Source organism: Burkholderia humptydooensis (assembly GCF_001513745.1).
Lineage (GTDB): Bacteria > Pseudomonadota > Gammaproteobacteria > Burkholderiales > Burkholderiaceae > Burkholderia > Burkholderia humptydooensis.
This window is the reverse complement of record NZ_CP013382.1, coordinates 2,631,216-2,654,465: the sequence shown is the minus strand read 5'-3', so window position 1 is coordinate 2,654,465 and position 23,250 is coordinate 2,631,216. Positions and strand designations below refer to the sequence as shown.

The 23,250-nt window shown below is 67.4% G+C and carries 18 protein-coding genes and 1 pseudogene; 13 read left to right on the top strand and 6 right to left on the bottom strand.

Annotated elements, in window-relative coordinates; translation table 11 throughout:
- Nucleotides 1–291: 291 nt before the first annotated feature.
- The gene (gene wecB / locus AQ610_RS30595) at nt 292–1,506 is read right to left on the bottom strand and encodes a non-hydrolyzing UDP-N-acetylglucosamine 2-epimerase (protein ID WP_006028140.1); all 1,215 of its coding nucleotides are present in this window, start codon (nt 1,504–1,506) and stop codon (nt 292–294) included.
- Between the two features lie 1,185 nt (nt 1,507–2,691).
- Between wecB and AQ610_RS30585 the strand changes: the two genes are divergently transcribed.
- From AQ610_RS30585 to glmS, 7 genes are all read left to right on the top strand, one after another.
- Complete coding sequence (locus AQ610_RS30585; protein ID WP_006028139.1) at nt 2,692–4,254, top strand: glycosyltransferase family 2 protein; 1,563 nt, start codon at nt 2,692–2,694, stop codon at nt 4,252–4,254.
- Between the two features lie 3 nt (nt 4,255–4,257).
- Nucleotides 4,258–5,250, top strand: a complete 993-nt coding sequence (locus AQ610_RS30580; RefSeq protein ID WP_006028138.1) for a polymer-forming cytoskeletal protein — start codon at nt 4,258–4,260, stop codon at nt 5,248–5,250.
- A 13-nt stretch (nt 5,251–5,263) separates the two neighbouring features.
- Nucleotides 5,264–6,463, top strand: a complete 1,200-nt coding sequence (locus AQ610_RS30575) for a YaiO family outer membrane beta-barrel protein (RefSeq protein WP_006028137.1) — start codon at nt 5,264–5,266, stop codon at nt 6,461–6,463.
- A 12-nt stretch (nt 6,464–6,475) separates the two neighbouring features.
- The gene (locus AQ610_RS30570; protein WP_006028136.1) at nt 6,476–7,306 is read left to right on the top strand and encodes a hypothetical protein; all 831 of its coding nucleotides are present in this window, start codon (nt 6,476–6,478) and stop codon (nt 7,304–7,306) included.
- 323 nt (nt 7,307–7,629) lie between these two features.
- Nucleotides 7,630–9,756, top strand: a complete 2,127-nt coding sequence (locus AQ610_RS30565) for a polysaccharide deacetylase family protein (protein ID WP_009915896.1) — start codon at nt 7,630–7,632, stop codon at nt 9,754–9,756.
- A 93-nt stretch (nt 9,757–9,849) separates the two neighbouring features.
- Nucleotides 9,850–11,001 carry a hypothetical protein gene (locus AQ610_RS30560; RefSeq protein ID WP_006028134.1) on the top strand — a complete coding sequence of 384 codons (1,152 nt, stop codon included), beginning with the start codon at nt 9,850–9,852 and terminating at the stop codon, nt 10,999–11,001.
- Nucleotides 10,977–12,794: a glutamine--fructose-6-phosphate transaminase (isomerizing) gene (glmS, locus tag AQ610_RS30555; protein WP_006028133.1), complete on the top strand. Its 1,818-nt coding sequence runs from the start codon at nt 10,977–10,979 to the stop codon at nt 12,792–12,794. The genes AQ610_RS30560 and glmS overlap by 25 nt, the downstream gene beginning before the upstream one ends.
- Here the strand turns inward: glmS and AQ610_RS37820 are convergent.
- The 5 genes and pseudogenes from AQ610_RS37820 to AQ610_RS36680 all read right to left on the bottom strand — a co-directional run bounded on the left by AQ610_RS37820 (nt 12,736) and on the right by AQ610_RS36680 (nt 16,007).
- Nucleotides 12,736–13,407 carry an FCD domain-containing protein gene (locus AQ610_RS37820; RefSeq protein ID WP_231749022.1) on the bottom strand — a complete coding sequence of 224 codons (672 nt, stop codon included), beginning with the start codon at nt 13,405–13,407 and terminating at the stop codon, nt 12,736–12,738. The genes glmS and AQ610_RS37820 overlap by 59 nt on opposite strands.
- A complete protein-coding gene (gene dbpA / locus AQ610_RS30545; RefSeq protein ID WP_009915894.1) occupies nt 13,404–14,780 on the bottom strand; it encodes an ATP-dependent RNA helicase DbpA in 1,377 nt (458 codons plus the stop codon). The genes AQ610_RS37820 and dbpA overlap by 4 nt, the downstream gene beginning before the upstream one ends.
- A gap of 66 nt (nt 14,781–14,846) precedes the next feature.
- Nucleotides 14,847–15,098, bottom strand: a pseudogene (locus AQ610_RS37815) (IS3 family transposase); the annotation flags it as partial.
- Between the two features lie 108 nt (nt 15,099–15,206).
- Nucleotides 15,207–15,695, bottom strand: coding sequence for a DUF411 domain-containing protein (locus tag AQ610_RS30540; RefSeq protein WP_006028131.1), 489 nt, complete (start codon nt 15,693–15,695; stop codon nt 15,207–15,209).
- Nucleotides 15,696–15,809: 114 nt separating this feature from the next.
- Nucleotides 15,810–16,007: a hypothetical protein gene (locus AQ610_RS36680; RefSeq protein WP_144411862.1), complete on the bottom strand. Its 198-nt coding sequence runs from the start codon at nt 16,005–16,007 to the stop codon at nt 15,810–15,812.
- 147 nt (nt 16,008–16,154) lie between these two features.
- On the opposite strand from AQ610_RS36680, the gene AQ610_RS30535 reads away from it, so the two are divergent.
- From AQ610_RS30535 to ampC, 6 genes are all read left to right on the top strand, one after another.
- Nucleotides 16,155–16,391, top strand: a complete 237-nt coding sequence (locus tag AQ610_RS30535; RefSeq protein ID WP_006028130.1) for a hypothetical protein — start codon at nt 16,155–16,157, stop codon at nt 16,389–16,391.
- A 1-nt stretch (nt 16,392) separates the two neighbouring features.
- Nucleotides 16,393–16,830 carry a hypothetical protein gene (locus tag AQ610_RS30530; protein WP_006028129.1) on the top strand — a complete coding sequence of 146 codons (438 nt, stop codon included), beginning with the start codon at nt 16,393–16,395 and terminating at the stop codon, nt 16,828–16,830.
- 521 nt (nt 16,831–17,351) lie between these two features.
- Nucleotides 17,352–17,693: a cupredoxin domain-containing protein gene (locus tag AQ610_RS30520; protein WP_006028128.1), complete on the top strand. Its 342-nt coding sequence runs from the start codon at nt 17,352–17,354 to the stop codon at nt 17,691–17,693.
- Nucleotides 17,694–17,706: 13 nt separating this feature from the next.
- Nucleotides 17,707–18,543, top strand: a complete 837-nt coding sequence (locus tag AQ610_RS30515; RefSeq protein ID WP_009915889.1) for an FTR1 family iron permease — start codon at nt 17,707–17,709, stop codon at nt 18,541–18,543.
- 401 nt (nt 18,544–18,944) lie between these two features.
- Nucleotides 18,945–21,782, top strand: a complete 2,838-nt coding sequence (locus AQ610_RS30510) for a hypothetical protein (RefSeq protein WP_006028126.1) — start codon at nt 18,945–18,947, stop codon at nt 21,780–21,782.
- A gap of 287 nt (nt 21,783–22,069) precedes the next feature.
- Nucleotides 22,070–23,236 carry a class C beta-lactamase gene (gene ampC, locus AQ610_RS30505; protein WP_009915888.1) on the top strand — a complete coding sequence of 389 codons (1,167 nt, stop codon included), beginning with the start codon at nt 22,070–22,072 and terminating at the stop codon, nt 23,234–23,236.
- The last annotated feature ends 14 nt before the right edge of the window (nt 23,237–23,250 follow it).

Genomic DNA, 23,250 nt, shown 5'->3' with positions numbered 1-23,250 from the left:
CGCACATCAGCACGCATCGCGCTTCCCTTCGTTCACGTTTGCCGCGTGCGGCGATCCGCGTCCCGCGCGTCACGCGTCACCGCTGCCGGCAACACCGCCCCGCCGGACACTGCGTCGCGCGCGGCCCGTGTTCGCAGCCGAATCCGCCGCAACCGCCGCCGATCCGCGCCGGCAGCGACGCGACCCGCCGCCGTCCGATCACCGGATGGCAGCCGCGCGCGCAAGCGCACACGTCGCCCGCCCGAGCGCTCGCGCAGACGCCGCGGCTCGCGTGCCGCCAGACGATCACGCTCATGCGGACCTCAGCGCATGCAGACCGAGCGCGAGCGCGTTGCGCGGCGCTTCGAGCGCGGCGAGCGGGAAGCGGGCCGTGTCGGTCGCGTGCGGCCTGTCCAGCAGCGCATGAACGATGCGCTCGCTCGCGTGGCCGTCGCCATACGGATTCGTCGCGCGCGACATCTCGTCGTATGCGTCGCCGTCGTCGAGGAGCCGCGACGCCTCGCCGACGATCCGCTCGGTGTTCGTGCCGACGAGCCGCGCGGTGCCCGCCTGGATCGCTTCCGGCCGCTCGGTCGTGTCGCGCGTGACGAGCACCGGTTTGCCGAGCGCGGGCCCTTCCTCCTGGATGCCGCCCGAATCGGTGATGATGAAATGCGCGCGCGACATCAGGAAGACGAACGACAGATATTCCTGCGGCACGATCAGGTGGATGTTCGGCAGGCCGTCGAGCAGCGAATGCGCGGGCCTTTGCACGTTCGGATTCAGATGCAGCGGATAGACGAAGCGCACGTCCGGATAGCGGAGCGCGAGGGTGCGCAGCGCGTCGCAGAAATGCGCGAACGGCTCGCCGAAGCTCTCGCGCCGATGGCCGGTGATCAGCACGACGCGCTCGTCGCGGCCGAGAAACGGATACTGCGCGGCGATTTCGCGCGCAAGCGGCGCGTCGGCGTCGAGCATGCGCTTCACGTCGTGCAGCGCGTCGATCACGGTATTGCCGGTCAGCACGACGCCTTCCGTCGGCACGCCTTCGCTGAACAGGTTGTGCTGCGCGCGCTCGGTCGGCGCGAAGTGCCATGACGACACCGCGTCAGTCACGCGCCGGTTCAGCTCCTCGGGCCACGGCGACCAGACGTCGCCGCTGCGCAGCCCCGCCTCCACGTGGCCGATCGGCAAGTAGCGGTAGAACGCGGCGAGGCTCACCGCGAGCGTCGTCGTCGTGTCGCCGTGCACGAGCACGATGTCCGGATCGAAGTCGTCGAACACGGCGCCGATCGTCTGGAGGATGCCCGTCGTCACGTCGGTCAGCGTCTGGCTTTGCCGCATCACGTTCAGATCGTATGCGGGCGCGATGTCGAACAGCGAAAGCACCTGGTCGAGCATCTGCCGATGCTGGGCGGTCACGCATACCCGCGCGTCGACATCGGCTCGCGTCTGCAGCGTGCGCACGAGCGGCGCCATCTTGATGGCCTCGGGACGAGTGCCGAACGCAAGCAGGATTTTCTTCATCTTGATCCCCGATTCACGGTTGTTCCGGTCGATTCGGCACCCGGCGCGACGGCCGCGCGCCGCAAGGCGCGAGCGTGAGCGCGCGGCGCGGCGAATCGAGCCGCGCGGTTGCGCGAGCCGAGGTCCGCCGCGCGCCGCACGACGGTGCTACGACGTCCGGGCCCGGCGCATGCGCCCGGATTCGCGGCGCGAATCGCGTGGCGGCAGGCCGGGGCCGTCGCGATGGGCGGGTCACGTCATGAATCGCTCCTCGTGATGTCGTGAATCGGCGGCGCGTGTCGCGCACGTCCGTGCGCTTCGTATCCGGCGCGCTGCCTCGACCACTGTCGAGCAATATTCAAACCAGCGTCGTCGCGGCCGTGCCGCGCAGGGCTGAACGCCGCACCGGCGCGCGGGAACGTCTCGCGGCTGTTACGGCGTCCGATCGCGGCGTCCGGTATCGCGCGCGCGCCGCGCGGCGCGCGCGCGATGTGCGGATGCCGTCGTGGCGCGGGGCGCGGCCGTCGGCGGGAGCGTCGGCCCGGAACCTTTGACGCGCGTGGGTCTCGCGCGCGCACGGCCGGCCCCGCGCGCGACGTGCGCCGCGCGGCGGATTGCGTCAGGGATTTCCTGGCCGCCGCCGGCCGAAGGCAGGCAGCGGCCGCCGCCGCGGCGAAACGTATCGATTCTGAAACGCGGGCGTTCGGCGGCTTGCTCTCGGCCGGTCGCGGCCATGCGAAGAGAGGGCCGGATGCACGCAAAGGCCAATCGTATGCGGCGGCAATGCGCGCCGCGCGGGTCGTTCGCACGCGCAACGCGTGCGGTCTTCCGGGGCACGCCGCGCGTGCCGGCTTCCCCGGCGTTGATTCGCCGATGAATCAAAACGCTGCGCGTGCGCCGGCGGCGGCAATCCGCCTTCGTCGCGAAACCCTTGTCGCGCGGTCTTTTCCGAACGATGGCTCGTCCTTTGCTTTGAACCAGCGCAGATCCGTTCCGACGCGATACGACGTCAGCACACCAAAGGAACGGCCGATATGACGAAACCGGAAACCGGCGGCGCAGCGCGCGTTCAGTTCAGCGACGCGGCGGCGACAGGCGGCGAGACGCGATGAGCGATACGTGCGCGACGCGCGGCGCCGGTTTCCTTTTGCAAGTCCGTGCGGGGGCGAGCACAGTCGCCGCCGATGCGGGCACGGGGACACGAGCATGAAGAACCGGCGAGCGATGTCGTTGTGCGTGCAATGCGTGCTATTGCTGATCGTGTTCGCATGTTCGCTGGCCGTGCGCGATACCGCGGTGCGGCCGGCGTCCGTCTCGCTTCCGGCCGCACCGCTCGCGCGCGCCGCGCAGGTTCGCGCGTTCGCGGAACCGAGCCGGCCGCACGCGGAGGCGATTGCGTTTGCGCTCGCGCAGCCCGCATCGTTCGACGCCGAGCAGCCTTTCGCGGCCGCCCGCCCGCCCGCCGTCGACATGCCGCAGGTGTCCGGCAGCAGGATCGTCTTCGGCCTGGGCGCGGCATACCTGTGGATATTCGCGCTGCTGACCGGCGTCTACGCGTCGCGCCACTACGTCTTCAGTCTCGACCGCCTGTTCAGGCCGCAGCGCGCGCCGTACCGCGCGATCACGCACGCGGACTGGCCGGAGATCACGGTGTTCGTCGCCGCGCACAACGAGGAGGCGGTCGTCGTCGATTGCCTGACGGCGCTCCTCGCGACGACCTATCCGCGCGACCGGCTGACGATCGTCCCGGTCAACGACCGCTCGACCGACAACACGCGCGCGCTGATCGACGAGGTGCAGGCGCGCGCGCCCGATCTGATCAAGCCGTTTCACCGCGAGAGCGGCAAGCCGGGCAAGGCGGCGGCGCTGAAGGACGCGTTGCGCGAGATCCGCGGCGACATCATGGTCGTGTTCGACGCCGACTACCTGCCTCGCCCGGACCTGCTCAAGGAACTGGTCGCGCCGTTCTTCGATCCGGAAGTGGGCGCGGTGATGGGCCGCGTCGTGCCGCAGAACGCCGATCGCAACCTGCTCGCGCGCCTGCTCGATCTCGAGCGCGCGGGCGGCTATCAGGTGAACCAGCAGGCGCGCAACAACCTCGGTCTCGTGCCGCAGTACGGCGGCACGGTCGGCGGGGTTCGCAAGAGCGCGCTCGACGCGGTGGGCGGCTGGCGCGACGACACGCTCGCCGAAGACACCGACATGACCTACCGGCTGCTGTTGAGCAACTGGCGCACGGTCTACCTGAACCATGCGGAGTGCTACGAGGAAGTGCCGGAGCGGTGGCCCGTGCGCGCGCGCCAGCTCACGCGCTGGGCGAAGGGGCACAACCAGACGCTGTGCCGCTACCTGATTCCGCTGCTGCGCAGCCCGGTGACGTCGCGCCGCTGCCGGCTCGACGGCGCGCTGCTGCTTGGCGTGTTCGTGATGCCCGCGCTGCTCGCGCTCGCGTGGGGCATCGCGCTCGCGCTGTATCTGACGAACGGCATCGATTCGCTCGCGCTCGGCCTGCTCGTGTCCGTGTTCGCGCTGTTCGCGTTCAGCACGTTCGGCAACTTCGGCGTGTTCTTCGAGATCGTCGTCGCGGCGCGCCTCGACGGCCGCGCGACGCGGCTGCGGCTCGTGCCGGTGAACGTCGTCGGATTCTGCGTGACGATCGCGGCCGTCGTTGCCGCGCTGTGGGGGCTCGCGCTCGACGCGCTGCTGCGTCGCGAGCTGCGTTGGGACAAGACCGAGCGCTTTCGCCGGCCGCTGAAATCGGGACGATGAGCGATGACGACCTTCAACGTGATGATGCCGGTGGCGGGAATGCTCACGCTGCCGTTCCTGCCGCTCCTGAACGAGCTGGTGAAGCGCAGCGACGTCGCCGCGCTGCCGATCGGCGAGGGGCCGTTCGTCGACTATCCGCGCCGCGCCGCGCAGTGGCTCGATGCGCTGCGCGTGAGCGCGCGCGGCGAGCCGCCCGCGCGGGACGACGCGGCGCCGCCGTGGCAGGCGCTCGGCCTGCGCGTCGAGCACGTCGACGCGCTCCGGCTCGCGCGCGGCGACTGGCGCGACGACGTGCTGTACGCGGACCGGACGATCTCGCTCGGCGCGGGCTCGCACGCGACGTACGCGTTCGCCGAGGAGCGCATCGAGATGCGTGCGGGCGCGACGCTCGGCGGTTTCGCGTATGCGCCGAACATCGATATCGACAACACGCTCGTGCGCGGCGCGGTCGTCGGACAGGCGGTGCGCGTTCACGGCTGCGGCGGCTTCTCGAACCTGCACGGCACGCCGATCGTGTTCGGCCGCCTCTCGCGCGCGCTCGGCCGCGACGATGCGCTGACGCCGCGCCGCGCGATGTCGCTCGCGAGCCGGCTCGCCTGCGTGCCGCACCGCGTGCTCGACGGCCGCTATCTGGTGCAGCGCGACATCCGCCTGCCGTCGCACACGATCCTGCACGGCACGCTGATCGTCGACGGCCGGCTGACGCTCGGCGAAGGCTGCGTGCTGATCGGCAGCGTGAAGGCGCACAGCGTCGTGCTCGAGTGCGAGGCGCTGCTGAACGGGGCGGTGTTCGCGCGCGACGACGTGCTGCTCGACGACGCGAGCTGCATCGACGGCGTCGTCTCCGCGGGCGGGCTGCTGCGGCTGACGGGCGCGCGCATCGGGGAGGCCGATCATCCGGTCAGCGCGTGCGCGCGCGACGTGTCGGTCGTCGGCCACGCCTGCGTGCATGGCGACCTCGTCGCGTGGCGCAGCGGCTGGTATCACGCGTCGTAACGAGGAGACCAACATGCATGCGCTTCGTTGCCGACGCGGCCCGCCCGTCCCTGTCGCCGCGCTCGCGCTCGCGTGCGCGTACGGCGCGCCGTACGCGCGCGCGGCGGCGGCTTACGCCGATGTGCCGGCCGCCGCTTCGATCGCGTCGTCCGGGCCGGCCGGCGCGCAGGCTGACGCGGCCGTCATGGCCGCGGCGCTCGTCGCGCAGCCCGCGCCGTCCGCTGCGCCATCGGCGCTGCCAGCAGTCACTTCTCCTGCACCGTCGCCCGCGCCGCCCGCGATCGCATCCGCGCCGGCGGCCGCCGCATTGCAATCCGCGCCTCTTTCCGCGCCGCCGCCCGCCGCGCCGCTCGTCATCGTTCCGCGCCGGTTCGACGACACGGCGCTCGTGAAGGTCGGCTCGGAAGGCATGCCTGACGGCTGGCCGCTCGCCGAGGTCACGCCGGACCAGGAAAACCGGCCGACGCTGCCGGAAGCGATCGTCACGCACGTGCAGGCGCCGGCGCAACGGCACACCGAGCTGTCGCTCGCGTACTCGATGGCGCACCTGACGAACGGCTATGGCGACTGGTACGGCGTGCATCTGCGCGGGCTCTATCAGGCGGGCGGCCGCACGATCATCGGCGAGCTCGCGCAATTGCACCGCTTCCACGAAAGCACGCAGCTCGGCGCGATCACATACATCCAGGACATGGGGCCGGACTGGTTCGGCGGCATCGGGTTCGCCGGCACGACGTCCGGCACGATCCTGCCGAGCGCGCGCGTCGATCTGTCGCTCAACCGCAAGCTGTTGTCGAACCGGTCGCTCGTGCTGTCGGCGGGCGCGGGCTACGCGTGGAACCGCAACGGCCACCGCGATCAGCTCTATCACCTCGGCGCGATCTGGTATGCGGTGCCGAAGTGGATTTTCGAGGCGGGCTGGAACTACACGGTCGATTCGCCGGGCTCGGTGAAGGCGCCCGCCTACTACGGTGCGATCACCTACGGCGAGGTCGGCAAGAGCCAGATCGTGCTGCGCGGCGGCTTCGGCCGCGAAGCGTACCAGGCGACCGGCAACAACGCGCAGATCACCGATTTCCGCAGCCACGAGGTGTCGCTGAAGTGGCGCTACTGGTTCACCCGCAAGTGGGGCACGCAAGTCGAGTTCGATTACTACCACAACCCGTACTACTCGCGCATCGGCGGCGAAGTCGGGATGTTCTATCGGTGGTGACGGGCGGGCCGCATGGACATCGACCCCGTCCCGCCGCCCGACGATCGCTCGCTGCGCACGCACGCGCATCCGCGGCGCTGGCTCGCATCGGCCGCGCTCCTCACGCCCGCGCTGTACGCGTTGCTGTGGCTCGCGCTGCCATACGCGTGGCGGTACTGGCGCGCGGTCGTCGGCTGGGGCGCGCGGCAGCTCGATCCGTCGCTGACGGCGGTCGTGCTCGGCTACCCGGCGCGCGCGCCGCGCGTGCCGCTGCTGTCGATCAATCTCGCCGCACGGATGCCGAGCGGCGCGCTGCTGCTCGCGACCGCGGCGGTCTGCGCGGCGGTTTGCGGCGCGACGTTCGTTCGTCGGACGAAATGGTTGCCCGTTGCGTATCTGCTACGGATCGCCGCGTTCGCGCAACTGATGATCTGCGTGTATTTCTGGGCGATGTACGATCCGGCCGCCGCCGCGGCGTCAGGCATCGCTACGTCCGGCGTGGCGACGCCCGGCGTAGCGACGCCCGGCGCGTTCCCGTACGACGCGCTGCTTCATTTGCGAGACGTGTTCGTGATGAACGTCGCGGCGATCGCACTGATTCCGCTCGTGATGGCCGCGCTCTACTACCCGCTCGATTTCTCCTTCGCGCAGAAGGCGTTCGCGTCGCTGCTCGTGCTCGGCTATTTCGTGCTCGCGCTGCCGTTCGTGCTGCTGCTGCATGCGGTCGTGATCTATCACGGCTCGCTGCTGTTCGTGCCGTTCTGCTATTTCGTGCTCGGCGCGCCGCTCCTGATCGGGCTGCTCGTCACGCTCTACAGCTATTGCGCGAGCTGGCGCGGCGCGCTGACGCGGGAGCCGCCCTGAGCGGCCGGCAAGAAGAGCTTTCTCCGTATCAGTGCTGAGACGATTTCGCGAGATTTCGTCAGGGATGACCCGCCCGGGCGGCCACAGAGCCCGATCGTTCGGGCATCCGAAGCAAATGGCACGGAGCTCGCTTCTACCGGGGGGAGGTCCGATCGCAGTGCCATGCCGGATACGAGGCGGCGCCGTCATCGGAGGACGCTGGACAGCGTGCCGGCGTGATGGACGGCCATCACATCCACGAGGCCCGGACCGGTCCGCTGCGCGGCGCGCTGGCCGCATCGCGGCCGGTCGCGAGCCGCCCTTCCTGTAGAGAGGAGCGCATCATGTTGGCGAAGTCAGGCAAATTCTTGCGGGTCGTGTTCGCGTTGTTCGCGCTCGCGTTCGCGTTCAGCCCAGGCGGCGCGCGCGCGGCCACCAATCAACTGCTGTTGCTGGTCCCGGATACGCTCACGCTGCCCGACCCGAGAGTGTCCGCCTGGCTCGACAGCGCGCAGGAGGAAGGACTCCAGATCAAGGTGATGACGGACAGCCAGTTCATGCTGGCGGGCGCGGCGCTGTCGCAGTATCCCGGCCTCATCCTGCCCGACCAGGTGCATACGGTTGCCGACGACACGCTCGTCACCGCGATCCAGAACTACGCGCTGAACGGCGGCAAGGTGATGCTCGTCTATGACTTCGGCGTGCTGAATTCGGCGGGCTTCTACCCGGTTCCGAAGTCGCGCTTCAGCTCGATGGTCGGCGTCGACTACGTGCTGTACAGCCAGTTGCTCGGCAACATGATCGGCCTCGGCAACGTGACCGGCATGAGTAGCTGGCTGCGCACGCTTCAGGTGCCGCCCGGCAAGTCGATGCCGTGGACGACGACGTCCGCGACCACGACCACGAGCGCGCTGCTGGCCGCCGCCACCGGCACGACGGGCACGGCGACCTCGGGCACGGTGATGTACCTGAGCGCGAGCCCGTCGAATCCGGGCGGCCTGAAGGGCTACAACCACAGTGCATGGTTCGGCTATACGCTGCCGAAGGACGGCAAGGGCGCGTTCACGTCGACCTCGCCGAAACTGACGGGCTTCGTCACGGGCCAGCCGGTGAAGTCGGGCACGTACAGCGCGAGCTCGCTGACGAATACCGTGACGGCCAAGACGAACACATTGCTTGCGACGACCAACGCGCTGACCGACACGCTCGAAGGCATTTCGGGCTACGTGTACGGGTTCCTCACGTATCCGAGCTTCGTCACGCAAGGCACGTACACCGGCACGACGATCCTGACGTCGCCGAGCTTCGGCCTCGTATCCGGCTACAACACGTACGGCAACGGCGGCGTGCTGTTCGTGAACCTGCCGCTCGCGTATCTCGACGGCCAGACCGACGGGATGCTGATCCACGGCTACCTGCACTACTTCGGCACGAACCTGCTGAATCTGCCGTCGCTGTCGAACCTGCCGAGGGCGAAGGCCGGGCTCGTGCTCAACTGGCACTTCTGCGCGGAAGACCAGATTCAGCCGGCGATGTACCTGAAGAGCCTTGGCGTGTGGACGAACGGGCCGTTCTCGATCGTGTTCACCGCCGGCCCCGACGAAGCGACGTTCGGCGACGGCAACGGCATCAACCTCGACTACAACCCGACCGCGCTGAACCTCGTCAAATACTTCCTGACGAAGGGGCACCACGTCGGCAGCCACGGCGGCTGGATTCACGACTACTGGGGCGCGTATGCGAGCGAGACGAACCAGAGCACGTTCCAGCAGTATCTGACGATGAACCATTCGGCGGTGATGACGGCGACCGGATTGCCCGACGTCGAATACGCGGCGCCCGAAGGCAACACGCCGACCTGGTCCGTGAACTGGCTCGAAAGCAACGGCTTCAACGGCTACTACTTCACGGGCCACACCGGCTCCGAGCCGACGCGCGCGTATCGCAACGGCGCGCTGCTGAACCCGGGCCTGTGGGCGTATCCGGTGATGCCGTTCGGCAAGTACGCGACGTTCGAGGAGTTCCAGCAGTACGGCGTGTCGGTCACCGACATCACGAACTGGTACCTGAGCCTGATGAATTTCGTCGTCGCGAACCGAACGAGCCGGCTGATCTACGCGCACCCGTACGGCGCGTCGTTCTACCCGACCGTGCTGGCGTCGATCTTCACGCAGGCGAATGCGCTGAAGCAGCTCGGCCAGTTCAGGTGGTACACGATGAGCGACATCACGAACTTCGATCGTTCGCGGCTGAACGTCACGTGGTCGGCAACCGACATGGGGGCGAGCTGGACGTTCAACGCGAGCCATCCGACGAGCCTCGCGAACATGACGTGGCTGCTTCCGAAGGCGAAGTACGCGATGCCGGTCGTGACGCAAGGCGTGGCCGCCGTCGATGGCTCCGATTCGACGAACTGGCTCGTGATTGCCGGCGCCGGCACGAGCCTGACATTCACGAGCGCGAAGCTGTAGCGATGCAATAGGCAGTGAGCATGTCGCCGCGCGCGGCTTCGGCCGCGCCGGCGACGACTTCGAAGCACAACCGCGCGGAAAGCGCACGACATCATGAACCGGCCCGCGCTCGCCGCGGCCGCTCGCACATGCGGGGCGGCCCGTCTTCTGCTACGCCGCGCGTCGCGCGCGGCGTCGCTCGCGATGTGCGGACTCGTGCTGTGCGCGAACGCCGCCGAGCTGCAACTGACCGGCTACTACCAGCGGCCCGACGGCGCGATCACCGTGCGCCTGAACGGGGCCGGCATCGATCCGTACTTCGCCGCGAAGGCGCTGCTCGCCGCGTCCGACGCGCAGCTCGACGCGCGCCAGGCCGCGCGCGCATGGATCGCATGGCTGCTGCCGCGCCAGCGCGCCGACGGCGGCTTCGACCGCTTCTGCCTGAAGGACGGCCAATACACGGCCTGCGCGGACGCGGACGCGGACGACGCGATGATGGCGACGTGGATGGAGCTGCTCGCGCGCTTCGCGCCGCCGGGCGGAATGCCGGCGAGCTGGGCGCGCAGCCTCGCGCGCGCGAGCGCGCATCTCGACACGCTGCTCGACAAGCGCACGGGCGTCTACCAGATCTCGCCGACGCTGCACGTCGCGCTGTTGATGGACAACGTCGAAGTGCACAGCGCGCTGCAGGCGCTCGCCGCGTATTACATCCGCCATGCCGACTACGCGCACGCGGGCCCGTGGAGCCAGCGCGCGGACCGTCTGTCCGCCGCGATCCTGCAGGTGTTCTGGCGCGGCGCGCAGTCGGGATTCCGGGCGAGCACGCAGCAGATCGGCGACACGAGCTTCTATCCGGAGAAGGTCGCGCAGATCTTCCCGATCCTGTCGGGCATCCGCGTGCCCGATCAATCGAATGCGACGATCTACGCGCAATGGATGCATCGCTACGGCAAGACATGGCTGCATCTGGCGGGCACCGATTTCCCGTGGGGGCTGATCGCGCTCGTCGCATACAAGATGAACGACTGGAACACCGTCGCGTGCTGGCACGCGCGCTCCGGTCCGTACCGGCACGGCCCGCACTGGAACGTGCTCGAGGAAGCGCTCTACCTGGCATTCGAAAGCAGGATGGCCGATCCGGTCGCGCCCGCGCGCTGCGGATTCGCAACCGCGTCGGCCGTTGCCGCGCCGCGCAGAAGAAGACGCGCGCAGGCATCGCAGGTCATCGGAGGTAACGAGTCATGTGTGGAATCGTCGGCGCGGTAGCGCAACGGAACATCGTTCCGATTCTGATCGAAGGCCTGCGTCGTCTCGAATATCGCGGCTACGACTCGTGCGGCGTTGCGACCGTGGTGGACGGCGAGGCGCGGCGCGCGCGCAGCGTATCGCGCGTCGCCGATCTCGAGGCGCACGTGCGCACGGCCGGCCTGACCGGCACCACGGGCATCGCGCACACACGCTGGGCGACACATGGCGCGCCCGCGACATGCAATGCGCACCCGATCTTCTCGCGCGATCACATCGCGCTCGTTCACAACGGCATCATCGAGAATCACGAAGCGCTGCGCACGCAACTCGCCAGCCAGCATTACGAATTCGACGGACAGACCGATACCGAGGTCGTCGCGCATCTGATCCACAGCAGGTACCGCGGCGATCTGCTGTCCGCCGTGCGCGACGCGACGACGCAATTGCGCGGCGCGTATGCGATCGCGGTGTTCAGCAAGACGGAGCCGAACCGGCTGATCGGCGCGCGCGTCGGCTCGCCGCTCGTCGTCGGCCTGAAGGACGGCGAGTGCTTCCTCGCGTCGGACGCGCTCGCGCTGGCCGGCATCACCGACCAGTTCATCTTTCTCGAAGAAGGCGACATCGTCGAGCTGACGCCGGGCGGCGTGCGGATCGTCGATCGCAACGGAGGGCCGGTCGTGCGCGCGGTGCAGACCGTTGCGTCGACGCAGGGCACGGTCGAGCTCGGCGATTACCGGCACTTCATGCAGAAGGAGATCTTCGAGCAGCCGCGCGCGGTTGCCGCGACGATTCCCGATGCCGGGCTCTTCGATCCGGCGGTGTTCGGCCACGACGCGCGGCGCGCATTCGAGCAGATCGACAACGTGCTGATTCTCGCGTGCGGAACGAGCCACTACGCGGGGCTGACTGCGCGCCGCTGGCTCGAGACGGTTGCGCGGATACCGGCGCAGGTCGAGATCGCGAGCGAGTACCGGTACAGCGACGCGGTTGCGATGCCGAACACGCTGATCGTCGTCGTGTCGCAATCGGGCGAGACGGCCGATACGCTCGCCGCGCTGAAGTACGCGCAGGCGCTCGGCCACATCGATACGCTCGCGATCTGCAACGTTCCGACAAGCGCGATGATGCGGCAGGCCGGGCTGCGCTTCCTGACGCGGGCGGGTCCGGAAATCGGCGTGGCGTCGACGAAGGCGTTCACGACGCAGCTCGTCGCGCTGTTCACGCTGGCGGTCACGCTCGGGCGGATGCGCGGCTACGTCGACGACGCGCAGCTCGCGCGCTACACGCAGCAACTGCGCCGGCTGCCCGGCGCGCTCGAGGACGTGCTTGCGCTCGAGCCGCTGGTCGCGCGCTGGGCGGACGAGTTCGCGCGTCACGAGAACGCGCTGTTTCTCGGGCGCGGGCTGCACTATCCGATCGCGCTCGAGGGGGCGCTGAAACTCAAGGAGATCTCGTACATTCACGCGGAGGCGTATCCGGCGGGCGAGCTGAAGCACGGGCCGCTCGCGCTCGTGACGAACACGATGCCGGTGGCGACGATCGCGCCGAACGACGCGTTGCTCGAGAAGCTCAAGTCGAACATGCAGGAAGTGCGTGCGCGCGGCGGGCAGCTCTTCGTGTTCGCCGACGCGGACACACGGATCGATAACGGCGACGGAGTCTCGGTAATGAGGATGCCGGATTATTACGGGTTGTTGTCGCCGATATTGCACGTCGTGCCGTTGCAGTTGCTCGCGTATCATGCGGCGTGCATCAGGGGGGCGGATATCGACAAGCCGAGGAATCTGGCGAAGTCGGTGACGGTGGAGTAGGGAGGGTGGGGCGCGCGCGGCCACGGGAAACGAAAGCCGTAACTGAGGCTCGTTTACATCTGCCGAAATGTGTTTGCCCATCCTGCTTTTGAGGCAAACCGCCGCGTCGGCATCCGCTCCGCGCGCCTGCCCAAACGTGATGACCGAGGTTTTGCGATGCTGCGTATGTCTCGGCGTCGAGCGTCGTACTGATGTGATCCTCGAGCGCGAGCGCCGCGCGCGCATTGGCGCGGCGCATCGCCGCGTCGAAGATGCACGTGTGTTCCGCGTGCACGTCGCGTTTCGAATCTTCGAGGCTGATGCACACGCGCCGGTGGCGCTCGCTCTGCTGCGACAGCATGCGCCGCACCAGATAGGTCCACGGCGACGCGGCCGCCGAAATCAGCGCCTCATGGAACCGGCGATTGCACGTTTCCCACGCGGCGCGGTGCCCGATCGACACCGGCTGCTCCCACGCATCGGCAGGGTCGCGAAGCGGCCGAAGCGCGCCGGATGCCGGGCGACGAGGTCGGCCGTGTATTCGTTGACCCGGCGCGGCGGCGAGTGGGGCGCGATCCAGCGGTATCTGGAGAGGGTGGGCCGGCGCGTCGCATCGGCGTGACGCCGGCGTCATTCGTCCATCAGCCGGACCTTCACGCGCTTGCCCTTGATCTTGCCCGCATTGAGCTTGCGCAGCGCGTCGCGCGCAATGCCGCGCTCGACCGCGACGTAAGTCGAGAACTCGGTCACGTTGATCTTGCCGATCTGCGCGCCGCTGAAACCCGCATCGCCGGTCAGCGCGCCGAGCACGTCGCCGGGGCGGATCTTGTCCTTGCGGCCGCCGAGGATCTGCAGCGTTTCCATCGGCGGCAGCAGCGGTTCGTTGCGGTCGGCCTTCAGTTCCGCGAGCGGATGCCATTCGACGTCGCGCTTTTGCGCCTGCTCGATGCCGCCCACGCGTCCCATCTCGTCCATGCTCGCGAGGCTCAGCGCCCAGCCGTCCTGGTCCGCGCGGCCCGTGCGGCCGATGCGGTGCACGTGCACCTCGGGATCGGGCGTCACGTCGACGTTGATCACCGCTTCGAGTTGCGCGATGTCGAGGCCGCGCGCGGCGACATCGGTCGCGACGAGCACCGAGCAGCTCCGGTTCGCGAACTGGATCAGCACCTGGTCGCGCTCGCGCTGCTCGAGTTCGCCGTGCAGCGCGAGCGCGTGGAAGCCCTGCGCGCGCAGCACGTCGAGCAGGTCGCGGCATTGCTGCTTCGTGTTGCAGAACGCGATCGTGCTCACCGGACGATAGTGGTTCAGCAGCAGACCGACCGCGTGCAGCCGCTCATCCTCGGTCACTTCGTAGAAGCGCTGGCGGATCTTGCTGTCATCATGGCGTTCGTCGAGCTTCACTTCCTTCGGATTGCGCAGGAACTGCTGGCTCAGCTTCGCGATGCCGTCCGGGTAGGTCGCGGAGAACAGCAGCGTCTGGCGCGCCGGCGGGCATTGCCGTGCGACCTTCGCGATGTCGTCGAAGAAGCCCATGTCGAGCATCCGGTCCGCCTCGTCGAGCACGAGCGTGTTCAGCGCGCCGAGCGTGAGAGTGCCGCGGTCGAGGTGGTCCATGATGCGCCCCGGCGTGCCGACGATGATGTGCGCGCCGTGTTCGAGGCTTTGCGTTTGCGGGCGCATCGGCGTGCCGCCGCACAGCGTCAGCACCTTGACGTTCTCCTCCGCGCGCGCGAGGCGGCGCACTTCCTGCGCGACCTGGTCGGCCAGTTCGCGCGTCGGGCACAGCACCAGCGCCTGCACGTCGAAGCGGCGCGCATCGAGGCGCGCGAGCAGCGCGAGCGAGAACGCAGCCGTCTTGCCGCTGCCGGTCTTCGCCTGCGCGATCAGATCGTGGCCGGCGAGCGCGATCGGCAGGCTCGCGGCCTGGATCGGCGTCATGTCGGTGTAGCCGAGCTGCGCGAGATTCGCGAGCGTGGCGGGCGTCAGCGGCAGCGTGCTGAACGGCATGGCGGTCGGTTGGCGGGTCATGGCGTCGGGGGAGGTCGGTTGGAATTCGCGGAGGCCAACGGGTTGAGCGGCAGTCTGATTCAGATGGAAGCGCGGCGTAAATGCAGCAGATGATCGGTCATGGCGGCGAGCCTGCATGCGCTGCCGGTTGCAGAGGATCTCGATGTATTCGCGGATCGCGCTTCGTGCCCGCTCACGCGTCGTAAAGCGCCGATGATAGACCAGTTCGTTCTTGAACGTGCCGGAGGAGGATGCGATCGGCGCGTTGTTGCAGCAGTTGCCGCGGCTCATCGAAGCGCGCATGCCGAACGATCCGACACCCCGTTTCTCGATTTTTCAATGTCGGCAAACCGTCCGGAAGCACCCGCGGCCTCGTCGGTTGCGCGCCGCGACCGCACGCCCCTTGCTCGAAATGCGCGCAACCCGTCAGCTATACGACTGATACACGCTAGGCTGCCCGCCGCGCCTGATCAGCAGCACGTCATAAGGCATGTGACGGCCGTTGTACGCCGGTCCGTCCATCCCGGGCGCGCCGATCGGCATCGCGGGCACGGCCAGCCCGACCGCGTTCGGTTTCTCGCGCAAAAGCCGCCTGATCTCGCGAGTGGGCACGTGGCCTTCGAGCGCGTATCCCTGGACGAGGCCCGTAAGGCACGACGCGAAGCGTTCCGGCATTCCGGCTTTTTGCCGCACGTCGGACGTGTCCTCGACGTTGTGCACGGCGACATCGAAGCCGTTGTTCTTCAGATGCGACAGCCAGTCCTCGCAGCATCCGCAAGTGGGTGTCTTCCACACCTGAACGACGGGTTTCGCCGCCGTCTTCTGCGCAAACGCGACGACAGGCAGCAGCGCGAGGCCGGCTGCAATCGCGCGTCTCGTGGGCGAAACCGGTTTGTCTTCGGGGAGTTGGGCCATGATGATTTCCGTTGAAATGAAAAGCGGGCGCGGTGTGTGCGCCGCTTGCCGAGGTAGTCTTGCACGGTGCGCCAAAGGCGCGAGGCGGGCGATCGATCAGCGCGCGTGGCCATTTTAGCGGGCCATTCCGCGCATCGGCGTTTCTGTCGATGTTGCCGCCGGTTCTGCGTCATCGTGCCGCATCGAGCGGTTCGAATCGCCGATCCCGCCGAAAGGCGCGAACCAGAAGATGCCGATGAGCCCGCGGAACAAGCGAAATCTCGAAGTGCTGAGCGACAAGCCGATGCAGCGAGAAGCCGATGCGTTATCCAATCACTTAATTCGATAATCCAGTTTTCATGTAAAGGATCGAATTTTGACTTGCCGGTTTCGGTGAACTATTTTTAATCCGTCATGCGGCGCAAAAAACAAAGACCCGGTGCAGGTCATCAACAACTGAAATAGCCTGTGGAGACAACCATGAAACCAACCGAATTCAAAATCACGGTTTCCGGCGCGGCGTTGGACGGGAGACAAATCGCGCATGCGTCCGCGCAACTGAACATCGCGCTGCTCACCGCGCTCGTCGGCGAGAACGCCACTCAGATCAAGGGGCCTGCGTGGAACGTCGTGCTGCCGAACGGCGGGCGGATCATCGTCGCCGAAGAGGCGGAGCGCCTGCTCAAAGTGACCGAGCAAGAGCGGATCGGGGAATGAGATGACGCCGGCCGGAGGAAGCGCGGCCGGCGCGGCGCAGGCGGATGCGGGCGACGCGTCGCTCGGCACCTGCCCGAGCGCGCCGGCCGAGTCGGCCTCAGCGGTGCTGGGCGCGGTGATGGACAGCGGGACTGTCGCCTATATCAGCCCGAAGATCCCGATCAGCAGGGAATTGCTCGACGGTCTGCGCGCAAACGGCGTGCCGGTCGAAAACCGCGTTCGATTTCTCGGCCCGTGCCTGGGCGGGAAGTGCGCGCAGTGGACCGGGCATCGTTGCGGCCTCGTCGATGCGATCGTGAAGGAGCCTGCGGTGCTTGCGCCGCCGGAGGCAGGATTGCCGAAGTGCGGCATCCGAAGCACGTGCAGGTGGTACGCGCAGCATGCGAGCGCCGCCTGCATGCAATGCCCCGTCGTCATCCATGAGCCGCATGTCGGATAGCGTGTCCGGCGTGAAGGTTTCGATGACGGCGAACATGTCGGACGATGTCGCCGAATGCGGCAAGCATCATGCATGGCGGGTTGGAGAGGAACGCGCGCCGCAACGGAAGACGCGCCGAACCGATTCCGTCCGAAGGTAGCGAAGCTGTCAATCAAGCCGCTTGCGAAGCGATGATGCGAGCCGGCGGTCGTCGACGTGCACCGGGGCCCGAATGTCGACGATGGGTCATACATCTGCCTTTCAGTATCGCGGGGGCGCGTTCGATCGGCCGGCATGCTGTTGCGACCGGCCGTCGCCGCATGCTTTCTTCATACGATGCTGGAAGCGACAGGTGCTTTGCCGGATTGACGAAGCGCGCGATGTTCCCGAACCCAGGCGCTTCGCCACTTGCGCGCCGCGCACGCGAATCGCGCGGTGCGACATGTCCATAACGGGAATAAGGATATCGAATTGTCTGAACGAGAATCGATCCTATTATCGTCCGCATCTCTTCATCTTCATCCTTTCCTTTCGTTCATTACATGAAAGCTCTTCAGACGATTTCCGCACTGGCGTTCGCGCTCGCGTTCTCCGCTTCGGCGACGCCCGCGTTCGCCGCCGACGACGCATACAGCCTGACGCTCAAGGATCACAAATTCTCGCCCGCGGATTTCACGATTCCGGCCGGCAAGAAAGTGAAGGTGACGGTCAAGAACCTCGACGCGACGCCCGCCGAGTTCGAGAGCGATGACTTCAAGGCCGAGAAGGTGATTCCCGCAGGCAAGCAGGTCGACGTCTACATCGGGCCGCTGAAGGCGGGCACGTACGAGTTCCACGACGAGTATCACGAAGCCGAATCGAAAACCAGGCTGACCGTCAAGTAAAGCGCCGCGCACCATGCTCTCCACCGCTGTCATCGTCTTTCGGGAAGTGCTCGAAGCAGCGCTCGTCGTGTCCATCGTCCTCGCGGCGACCAAGGGCGTGCGCGGCCGCACGTGGTGGGTGAGCGGCGGCGTGGTCGGCGGCGTGGTCGGCGCGGCGCTCATCGCGGCGTTCGCCGACGTCATTTCCGCGTGGGCGTCGGGCATGGGGCAGGAGGTGTTCAACGCGGGCGTGATGTTCGTCGCGACGATCATGCTCGCGTGGCACAGCATCTGGATGGGCAAGCACGGCCGCGAGATGGCGCTGCAGTTGTCGCAGGTCGGCCGGGCCGTCGCGGCCGGCAGCCGGCCGCTCACGGGGCTCGCGATCGTCGTCGTCGTCGCGGTGCTGCGCGAAGGCTCGGAAGCCGTTCTGTTCCTGTACGGCATCGCGGCGAGCGACCCGGGGCAGACGCCGCAGATGATCGTCGGCGGCGCGCTGGGCGTGCTCGGCGGAGTCGGGCTGGGCGCCGGCATGTATGCGGGGCTGCTGCAGATTCCGCTGAAGCGTCTCTTTTCCGTGACCAACGCGCTGATCGTCCTGCTTGCCGCGGGCATGGCGAGCCAGGGCGTCGGTTTTCTCGTGTCGGCCGGCTGGCTGCCTTCGTGGGGCGACACCGTCTGGGACACGTCGTGGCTGCTCAAGGAATCGAGCGTCGTCGGCAAGATGCTGCATACGCTCGTCGGCTATACGGCGCGACCGGCGGGCATCCAGATCGTCGCTTACGTCGCCACGCTGCTCGTCATCGTGCTGCTTGCGCGCAGAGTGGCGCGTGCGCAAGCGACTGCCGCGTCGCCGACTCGCGCGGCGTAGCGGCCGGCGCATCGACGTTCGCGCGATGCCGAACCCTTCCGGCATCGCCGCGAAGACAACATCGGCACGCGAACGCCATGCCTGATGAAAGCCAAACGAAATCGATCCTGCGCGACGAGCGGTACGTCATGGACAGCGGCAATCCGCAGGCGTGCACTCGTATGACGAGATAGCCGCGCGTCCACACCCGTTCTCCAAACTCCGTCGCATATATGCGGCGCGCCGTTGCGGCGTCCCGCGGCTGCCGCGCGAGCGAGAAGCCGCTGCGCTGTCATCAGCGGGTCACTCCGTGCCCTTAGGGTTCCTGTCTATTACCGATCATTACAACACCGGCGCCGTCAAAGCGGCGTCGCGCCTTCTTGAAGGGGTTCATTGTGTATAGACGTTTCCTGCTCGTTGGGATGACGGCGTTGGCGCTCGCGGCGTGCAACAGCGATTCCGTCGACACGCCCGCGCTCGGCGACACCAGCACGACGCTGCTTGCGACGGGCCAATTGATCTCGCCCGCGGCCGCGCCGGGCACGGCGTTCGTTCCGCTGAATCCGGGGCTCGCGGATTCGCCGAACTACATCGCCGGGCAGCCGGTCTCCGAGGCGCTCAGCCCCGACCGCAAGACGCTTCTCGTGCTGACGAGCGGCTACAACAACGTGCTGGATGCGAACGGCAAGATGATCAAGTCGGACTCGGGCGAATACGTGTTCGTGTTCGACGTGTCGGGCGGCACGCCCATCAAGAAGCAGGTGCTGCAGGTGCCCGACACCTACGTCGGCATCGTGTTCGCGCAGGACGGTCAGCACTTCTACGTGACGGGCGGAGGCGACGACAACCTGCATCGCTTCGCGCTTTCGCAGGGTGCATGGGGCGAGGCCGGCGCGCCGATCGCGCTGAATCACAAGACGGGCAACGGCATCGGCAGCACGCCGCTCGCGACGGGCATCGACGTGACGGCGGACGGCAAGCGCGCGGTCGTCGCGAATCGCTACAACGATTCGATCACGCTCGTCGATCTCAACGCGGGCGCGGTGCTCGCCGAGCGCGATCTGCGGCCGGGCAAGAGCGGCGGCGCATCGGGCACGCCGGGCGGCGAGTATCCGAATGCGGTGCGCATCGTCGGCAACAAGACCGCATACGTGTCGAGCGAGCGCGATCGCGAGATCGTCGTCGTCGATCTCTCGACGAATGCGCCGCAAGTCGTCACGCGCATTCCCGTCAAGGGCAATCCGAACAAGATGGTGCTGAACGCGGCGCAGTCGCGCCTTTACGTCGCGTCCGACAACGCGGACATCGTATCGGTGATCGACACGGCCGCGAACAAGGTCGTGTCGACCGTGTCGACGGTCGCGCCCACGGGGCTCGTCACCGAGATGCAGTATCGCGGCGCGTCGCCGAACGGGCTCGCGCTGTCCGCCGACGAGCGCACGCTGTACGTGACGAACCGCGGCACGAACGACGTCGCGGCGATTTCGCTCGCGGGCGCGTCGCCCGCCGTCACCGGCCTGATTCCGACCGGCTGGTATCCGTCCGACGTCGCGGTCGGCGCGGCGAACGCGCTGTACGTCGTCTACACGAAGAACATGCCGGGCCCGAATCCGGGCAACTGCAAGGACAGCGGCCGCACCGTGCCGTGCCCGGTGAAGAACACGCCGGTGAAGCTCGTCGAGAATCAGTACATCGAACAACTGAGCAAGGGCGGCCTGATGTGGATGCCGGCGCCCGGCAGCAAGACGCTCGATCTGCTGACGACGCAGGTGGCGAACAACAACAGCTTCAACGCGGCGCTCACGTCGAACGACATCGCGACGATGGCCGCGCTGCGCAAGAAGATCAAGCACGTGATCTATATCGTCAAGGAGAACCGCACGTACGACCAGATTCTCGGCGACGTCGGCCGCGGCAACAGCGATCCGTCGCTCGCGGAGTTTCCCGACGCGACGACGCCGAGCATGCATGCGCTCGCGAAGACGTTCGTCACGCTCGACAATTTCTACGATTCCGGCGACGTGAGCGGCGACGGCTGGCCGTGGAGCACGGGCGCGCGCGAATCGGACGCGGGCGCGAAGATGCTGCCCGTCAACTATGCGGGCAGCCCGGTGCGCGCCGGCTCGCGCGGCGGCTCGTACGATTGGGAAGGCCAGAACCGGAACGTCGACGTCGGGCTGACGGGCGCGCAGCGCGCGGCTGCGAACCCGGCGCTGCCGGCCGATCCGGACCTGCTCCCCGGCACGGCTGACGTGTCCGCGCCGGACGGCCCGTCCGACGCGGTTCAACAGGGCTACATCTGGAATGCGGCATTGCGCGCGGGCCTCACGGTGCGCAACTATGGTTTCTTCATGGAGATTGCGCGCAACAGCGGTCCAAACGCGATCCCGATGGACCGCGCACCGTTTGCCGACCAGGTGGTGCAGGGATATTGCGTGACGCCCGCGCTCGTCAATCTGACCGACTCCTATTTCCGCGGCTACGACAACGCGTATCCGGATCTCTATCGCGAACTCGAGTGGGAGCGCGAGTTCAACGGCTTCGCCGCGAACGGCCGGATGCCGTCGCTGACGCTGTTGCGCCTGCCGCACGATCATACGGGCTCCTATTCGACCGCGCTCGACGGCGTCAATACGCCGGAGATCCAGATGGCCGACAACGACTATGCGGTCGGCCGCGTCGCGCAGGCAGTCGCGAACAGCCCGTATGCGGCCGATACGCTGATCTTCGTCGTCGAGGACGACGCGCAGGACGGCCCGGACCATGTCGACGCGCATCGCAGCACGGCGTTCGTGATCGGGCCGTACGTGAAGCAGAATGCGGTCGTCAGCACGCATTACACGACGGTCAACATGATCCGCACGATCACCGAGGTGCTCGGCCTCGATCACCTCGGGCTGTTCGATGCGACGCAAGGCCCGATGACCGACGTGTTCGATCTGAACCAGTCGAAGTGGAGCTTCAAGGCCGTCGCGTCCGGCCTGCTCGCGAACACGCAACTGCCGATTCCGTCGGGCGACATCAGGACGGCGGCACTCAAGCCGACGCACGGGATGCGCTACTGGGCGCTCGCGACGCGCGGCATGGACTTCTCGGTCGAGGACCGGATCGATGCGGTCGCGTACAACAAGGTGCTGTGGAAGGGGCTGATGAGCGGCCGGGCGTACCCGGTGCGCGTTGGCGAGCGCGTGACGCCCCATCGCCGCGACGACGATGACGACGTGAAGGTGTCGCAAGCGAAGAGCGCGGCGCGCGGTTGATATGCAAGCCGTCGAGCGGTGCGCGCAGGCGCGCCGCTCGGTCGAAATGCGCGTGCGGGCGGCACGCGCGGGAGAAGAACGGATCGGCTTCGCGCCGGTCCGTTCTGCTTTTCGGGGCATCGCCGGTCGCGCGGCGGAGAAGGCTCGTCCGCGAGCGTTGCTTGTCCGGGTGGGTTGCGTTTGCAATAATCCTCGACTGACAGCCGAAGTCCGTGCCGCGCCGTGTCGTTCTCGACGATAAAGCGTCGGCGGTCCGGCTCCGATTCTCCCGAACGTTCCGATTCTCCATGCGCAAACGTACGCAGTTCGTCATCAGGATGTGGCTCGCGCTGAGCTGCTGCCTCGCAATCGCCGCGCACGCCGCTCGAAGCATCGAGCCGGCGGACGTCGGGCGCATCGTCGACGCCGTTGCGCAACCTCTGCAAGAGAAGTACGGCATTCCGGGGCTCGCGATCGCGGTGAGCATCGACGGGAGGCATTACTTCTACAACTACGGCGTCGCGTCGACAGCGACGCGGCGGCCCGTCACCGGCCGGACGCTGTTCGAGATCGGCTCGCTCAGCAAGACGTTCACGGCGACGCTCGCCGCGTACGCGCAGGAAGGCGGCGAGCTGTCGCTCGCCGACAGCGTGAGCCGCTACCTGCCGGCGCTGCAAGGCAGCAGCTTCGATCGGATCAGCCTCCTGAACATGGGCACGCAGACGTCCGGCCTGCCGCTGTTCGTGCCCGACACGATCACGAATACCGCCGAGCTGCTCGACTACCTGAAGAACTGGCGGCCCGACCGTGCGCCCGGCACGCATCGCGTCTATTCGAATCTCGGCATCGGCACGCTCGGGATGATCGCGGCGGCGAGCATGAACGAGCGCTTCGAGACGCTGATCGAGAAGAACCTGTTTCCCGAGTTTCGCATGCTGCACAGCTACATCGACGTGCCCGCCGAGCGGCAAGACGATGATGCGCAGGGCTACACGAAGCAGGGCGCGCCGATTCGGCTGAGGGCGGGCTTGCTCGCGTCCGAAGCGTACGGCGTCAGATCGTGCGCGACGGATCTGATCCGCTTCGTCGACGCGAACATGGGGCTCGTGCCGCTGAGCGACAAATGGGCGCGCGCAATGAAAGCGACGCATGTCGGCTACTACGAAGCGGACGGCATGATCCAGAGCCTGATCTGGGAGCAGTACCCGTATCCGGTGAGTCTCGGCAAGCTGCTCGCGGGCAACGATCTGATCGGCAAGGACGTCGTCGCGAAGCCGTTCGATCCTCCGCTGCCGCCGAGGCAGGACGTGTGGATCAACAAGACCGGGTCGACCAACGGGTTCTCGACGTATGTGGCGTTCGTCCCGTCGAAGAAGGTCGGCGTCGTCATTCTGGCGAACAAATCGTATCCGTTGAACGAACGAGTGACGATTGGCTATACAATCATCGACTCGATCGTTCGGGCCGAACGATGAGACACCATCCAACT

Bases quoted from the DNA above. Each gene is read 5' to 3' on its own strand.
- wecB (WP_006028140.1), bottom strand. From the start codon at position 1,506: ATGAAGAAAATCCTGCTTGCGTTCGGCACTCGTCCCGAGGCCATCAAG.
- AQ610_RS30585 (WP_006028139.1), top strand. From the start codon at position 2,692: ATGAAGAACCGGCGAGCGATGTCGTTGTGCGTGCAATGCGTGCTATTG.
- AQ610_RS30580 (WP_006028138.1), top strand. From the start codon at position 4,258: ATGACGACCTTCAACGTGATGATGCCGGTGGCGGGAATGCTCACGCTG.
- AQ610_RS30575 (WP_006028137.1), top strand. From the start codon at position 5,264: ATGCATGCGCTTCGTTGCCGACGCGGCCCGCCCGTCCCTGTCGCCGCG.
- AQ610_RS30570 (WP_006028136.1), top strand. From the start codon at position 6,476: ATGGACATCGACCCCGTCCCGCCGCCCGACGATCGCTCGCTGCGCACG.
- AQ610_RS30565 (WP_009915896.1), top strand. From the start codon at position 7,630: ATGTTGGCGAAGTCAGGCAAATTCTTGCGGGTCGTGTTCGCGTTGTTC.
- AQ610_RS30560 (WP_006028134.1), top strand. From the start codon at position 9,850: ATGAACCGGCCCGCGCTCGCCGCGGCCGCTCGCACATGCGGGGCGGCC.
- glmS (WP_006028133.1), top strand. From the start codon at position 10,977: ATGTGTGGAATCGTCGGCGCGGTAGCGCAACGGAACATCGTTCCGATT.
- AQ610_RS37820 (WP_231749022.1), bottom strand. From the start codon at position 13,407: ATGACGCCGGCGTCACGCCGATGCGACGCGCCGGCCCACCCTCTCCAG.
- dbpA (WP_009915894.1), bottom strand. From the start codon at position 14,780: ATGCCGTTCAGCACGCTGCCGCTGACGCCCGCCACGCTCGCGAATCTC.
- AQ610_RS30540 (WP_006028131.1), bottom strand. From the start codon at position 15,695: ATGGCCCAACTCCCCGAAGACAAACCGGTTTCGCCCACGAGACGCGCG.
- AQ610_RS30535 (WP_006028130.1), top strand. From the start codon at position 16,155: ATGAAACCAACCGAATTCAAAATCACGGTTTCCGGCGCGGCGTTGGAC.
- AQ610_RS30530 (WP_006028129.1), top strand. From the start codon at position 16,393: ATGACGCCGGCCGGAGGAAGCGCGGCCGGCGCGGCGCAGGCGGATGCG.
- AQ610_RS30520 (WP_006028128.1), top strand. From the start codon at position 17,352: ATGAAAGCTCTTCAGACGATTTCCGCACTGGCGTTCGCGCTCGCGTTC.
- AQ610_RS30515 (WP_009915889.1), top strand. From the start codon at position 17,707: ATGCTCTCCACCGCTGTCATCGTCTTTCGGGAAGTGCTCGAAGCAGCG.
- AQ610_RS30510 (WP_006028126.1), top strand. From the start codon at position 18,945: ATGACGGCGTTGGCGCTCGCGGCGTGCAACAGCGATTCCGTCGACACG.
- ampC (WP_009915888.1), top strand. From the start codon at position 22,070: ATGCGCAAACGTACGCAGTTCGTCATCAGGATGTGGCTCGCGCTGAGC.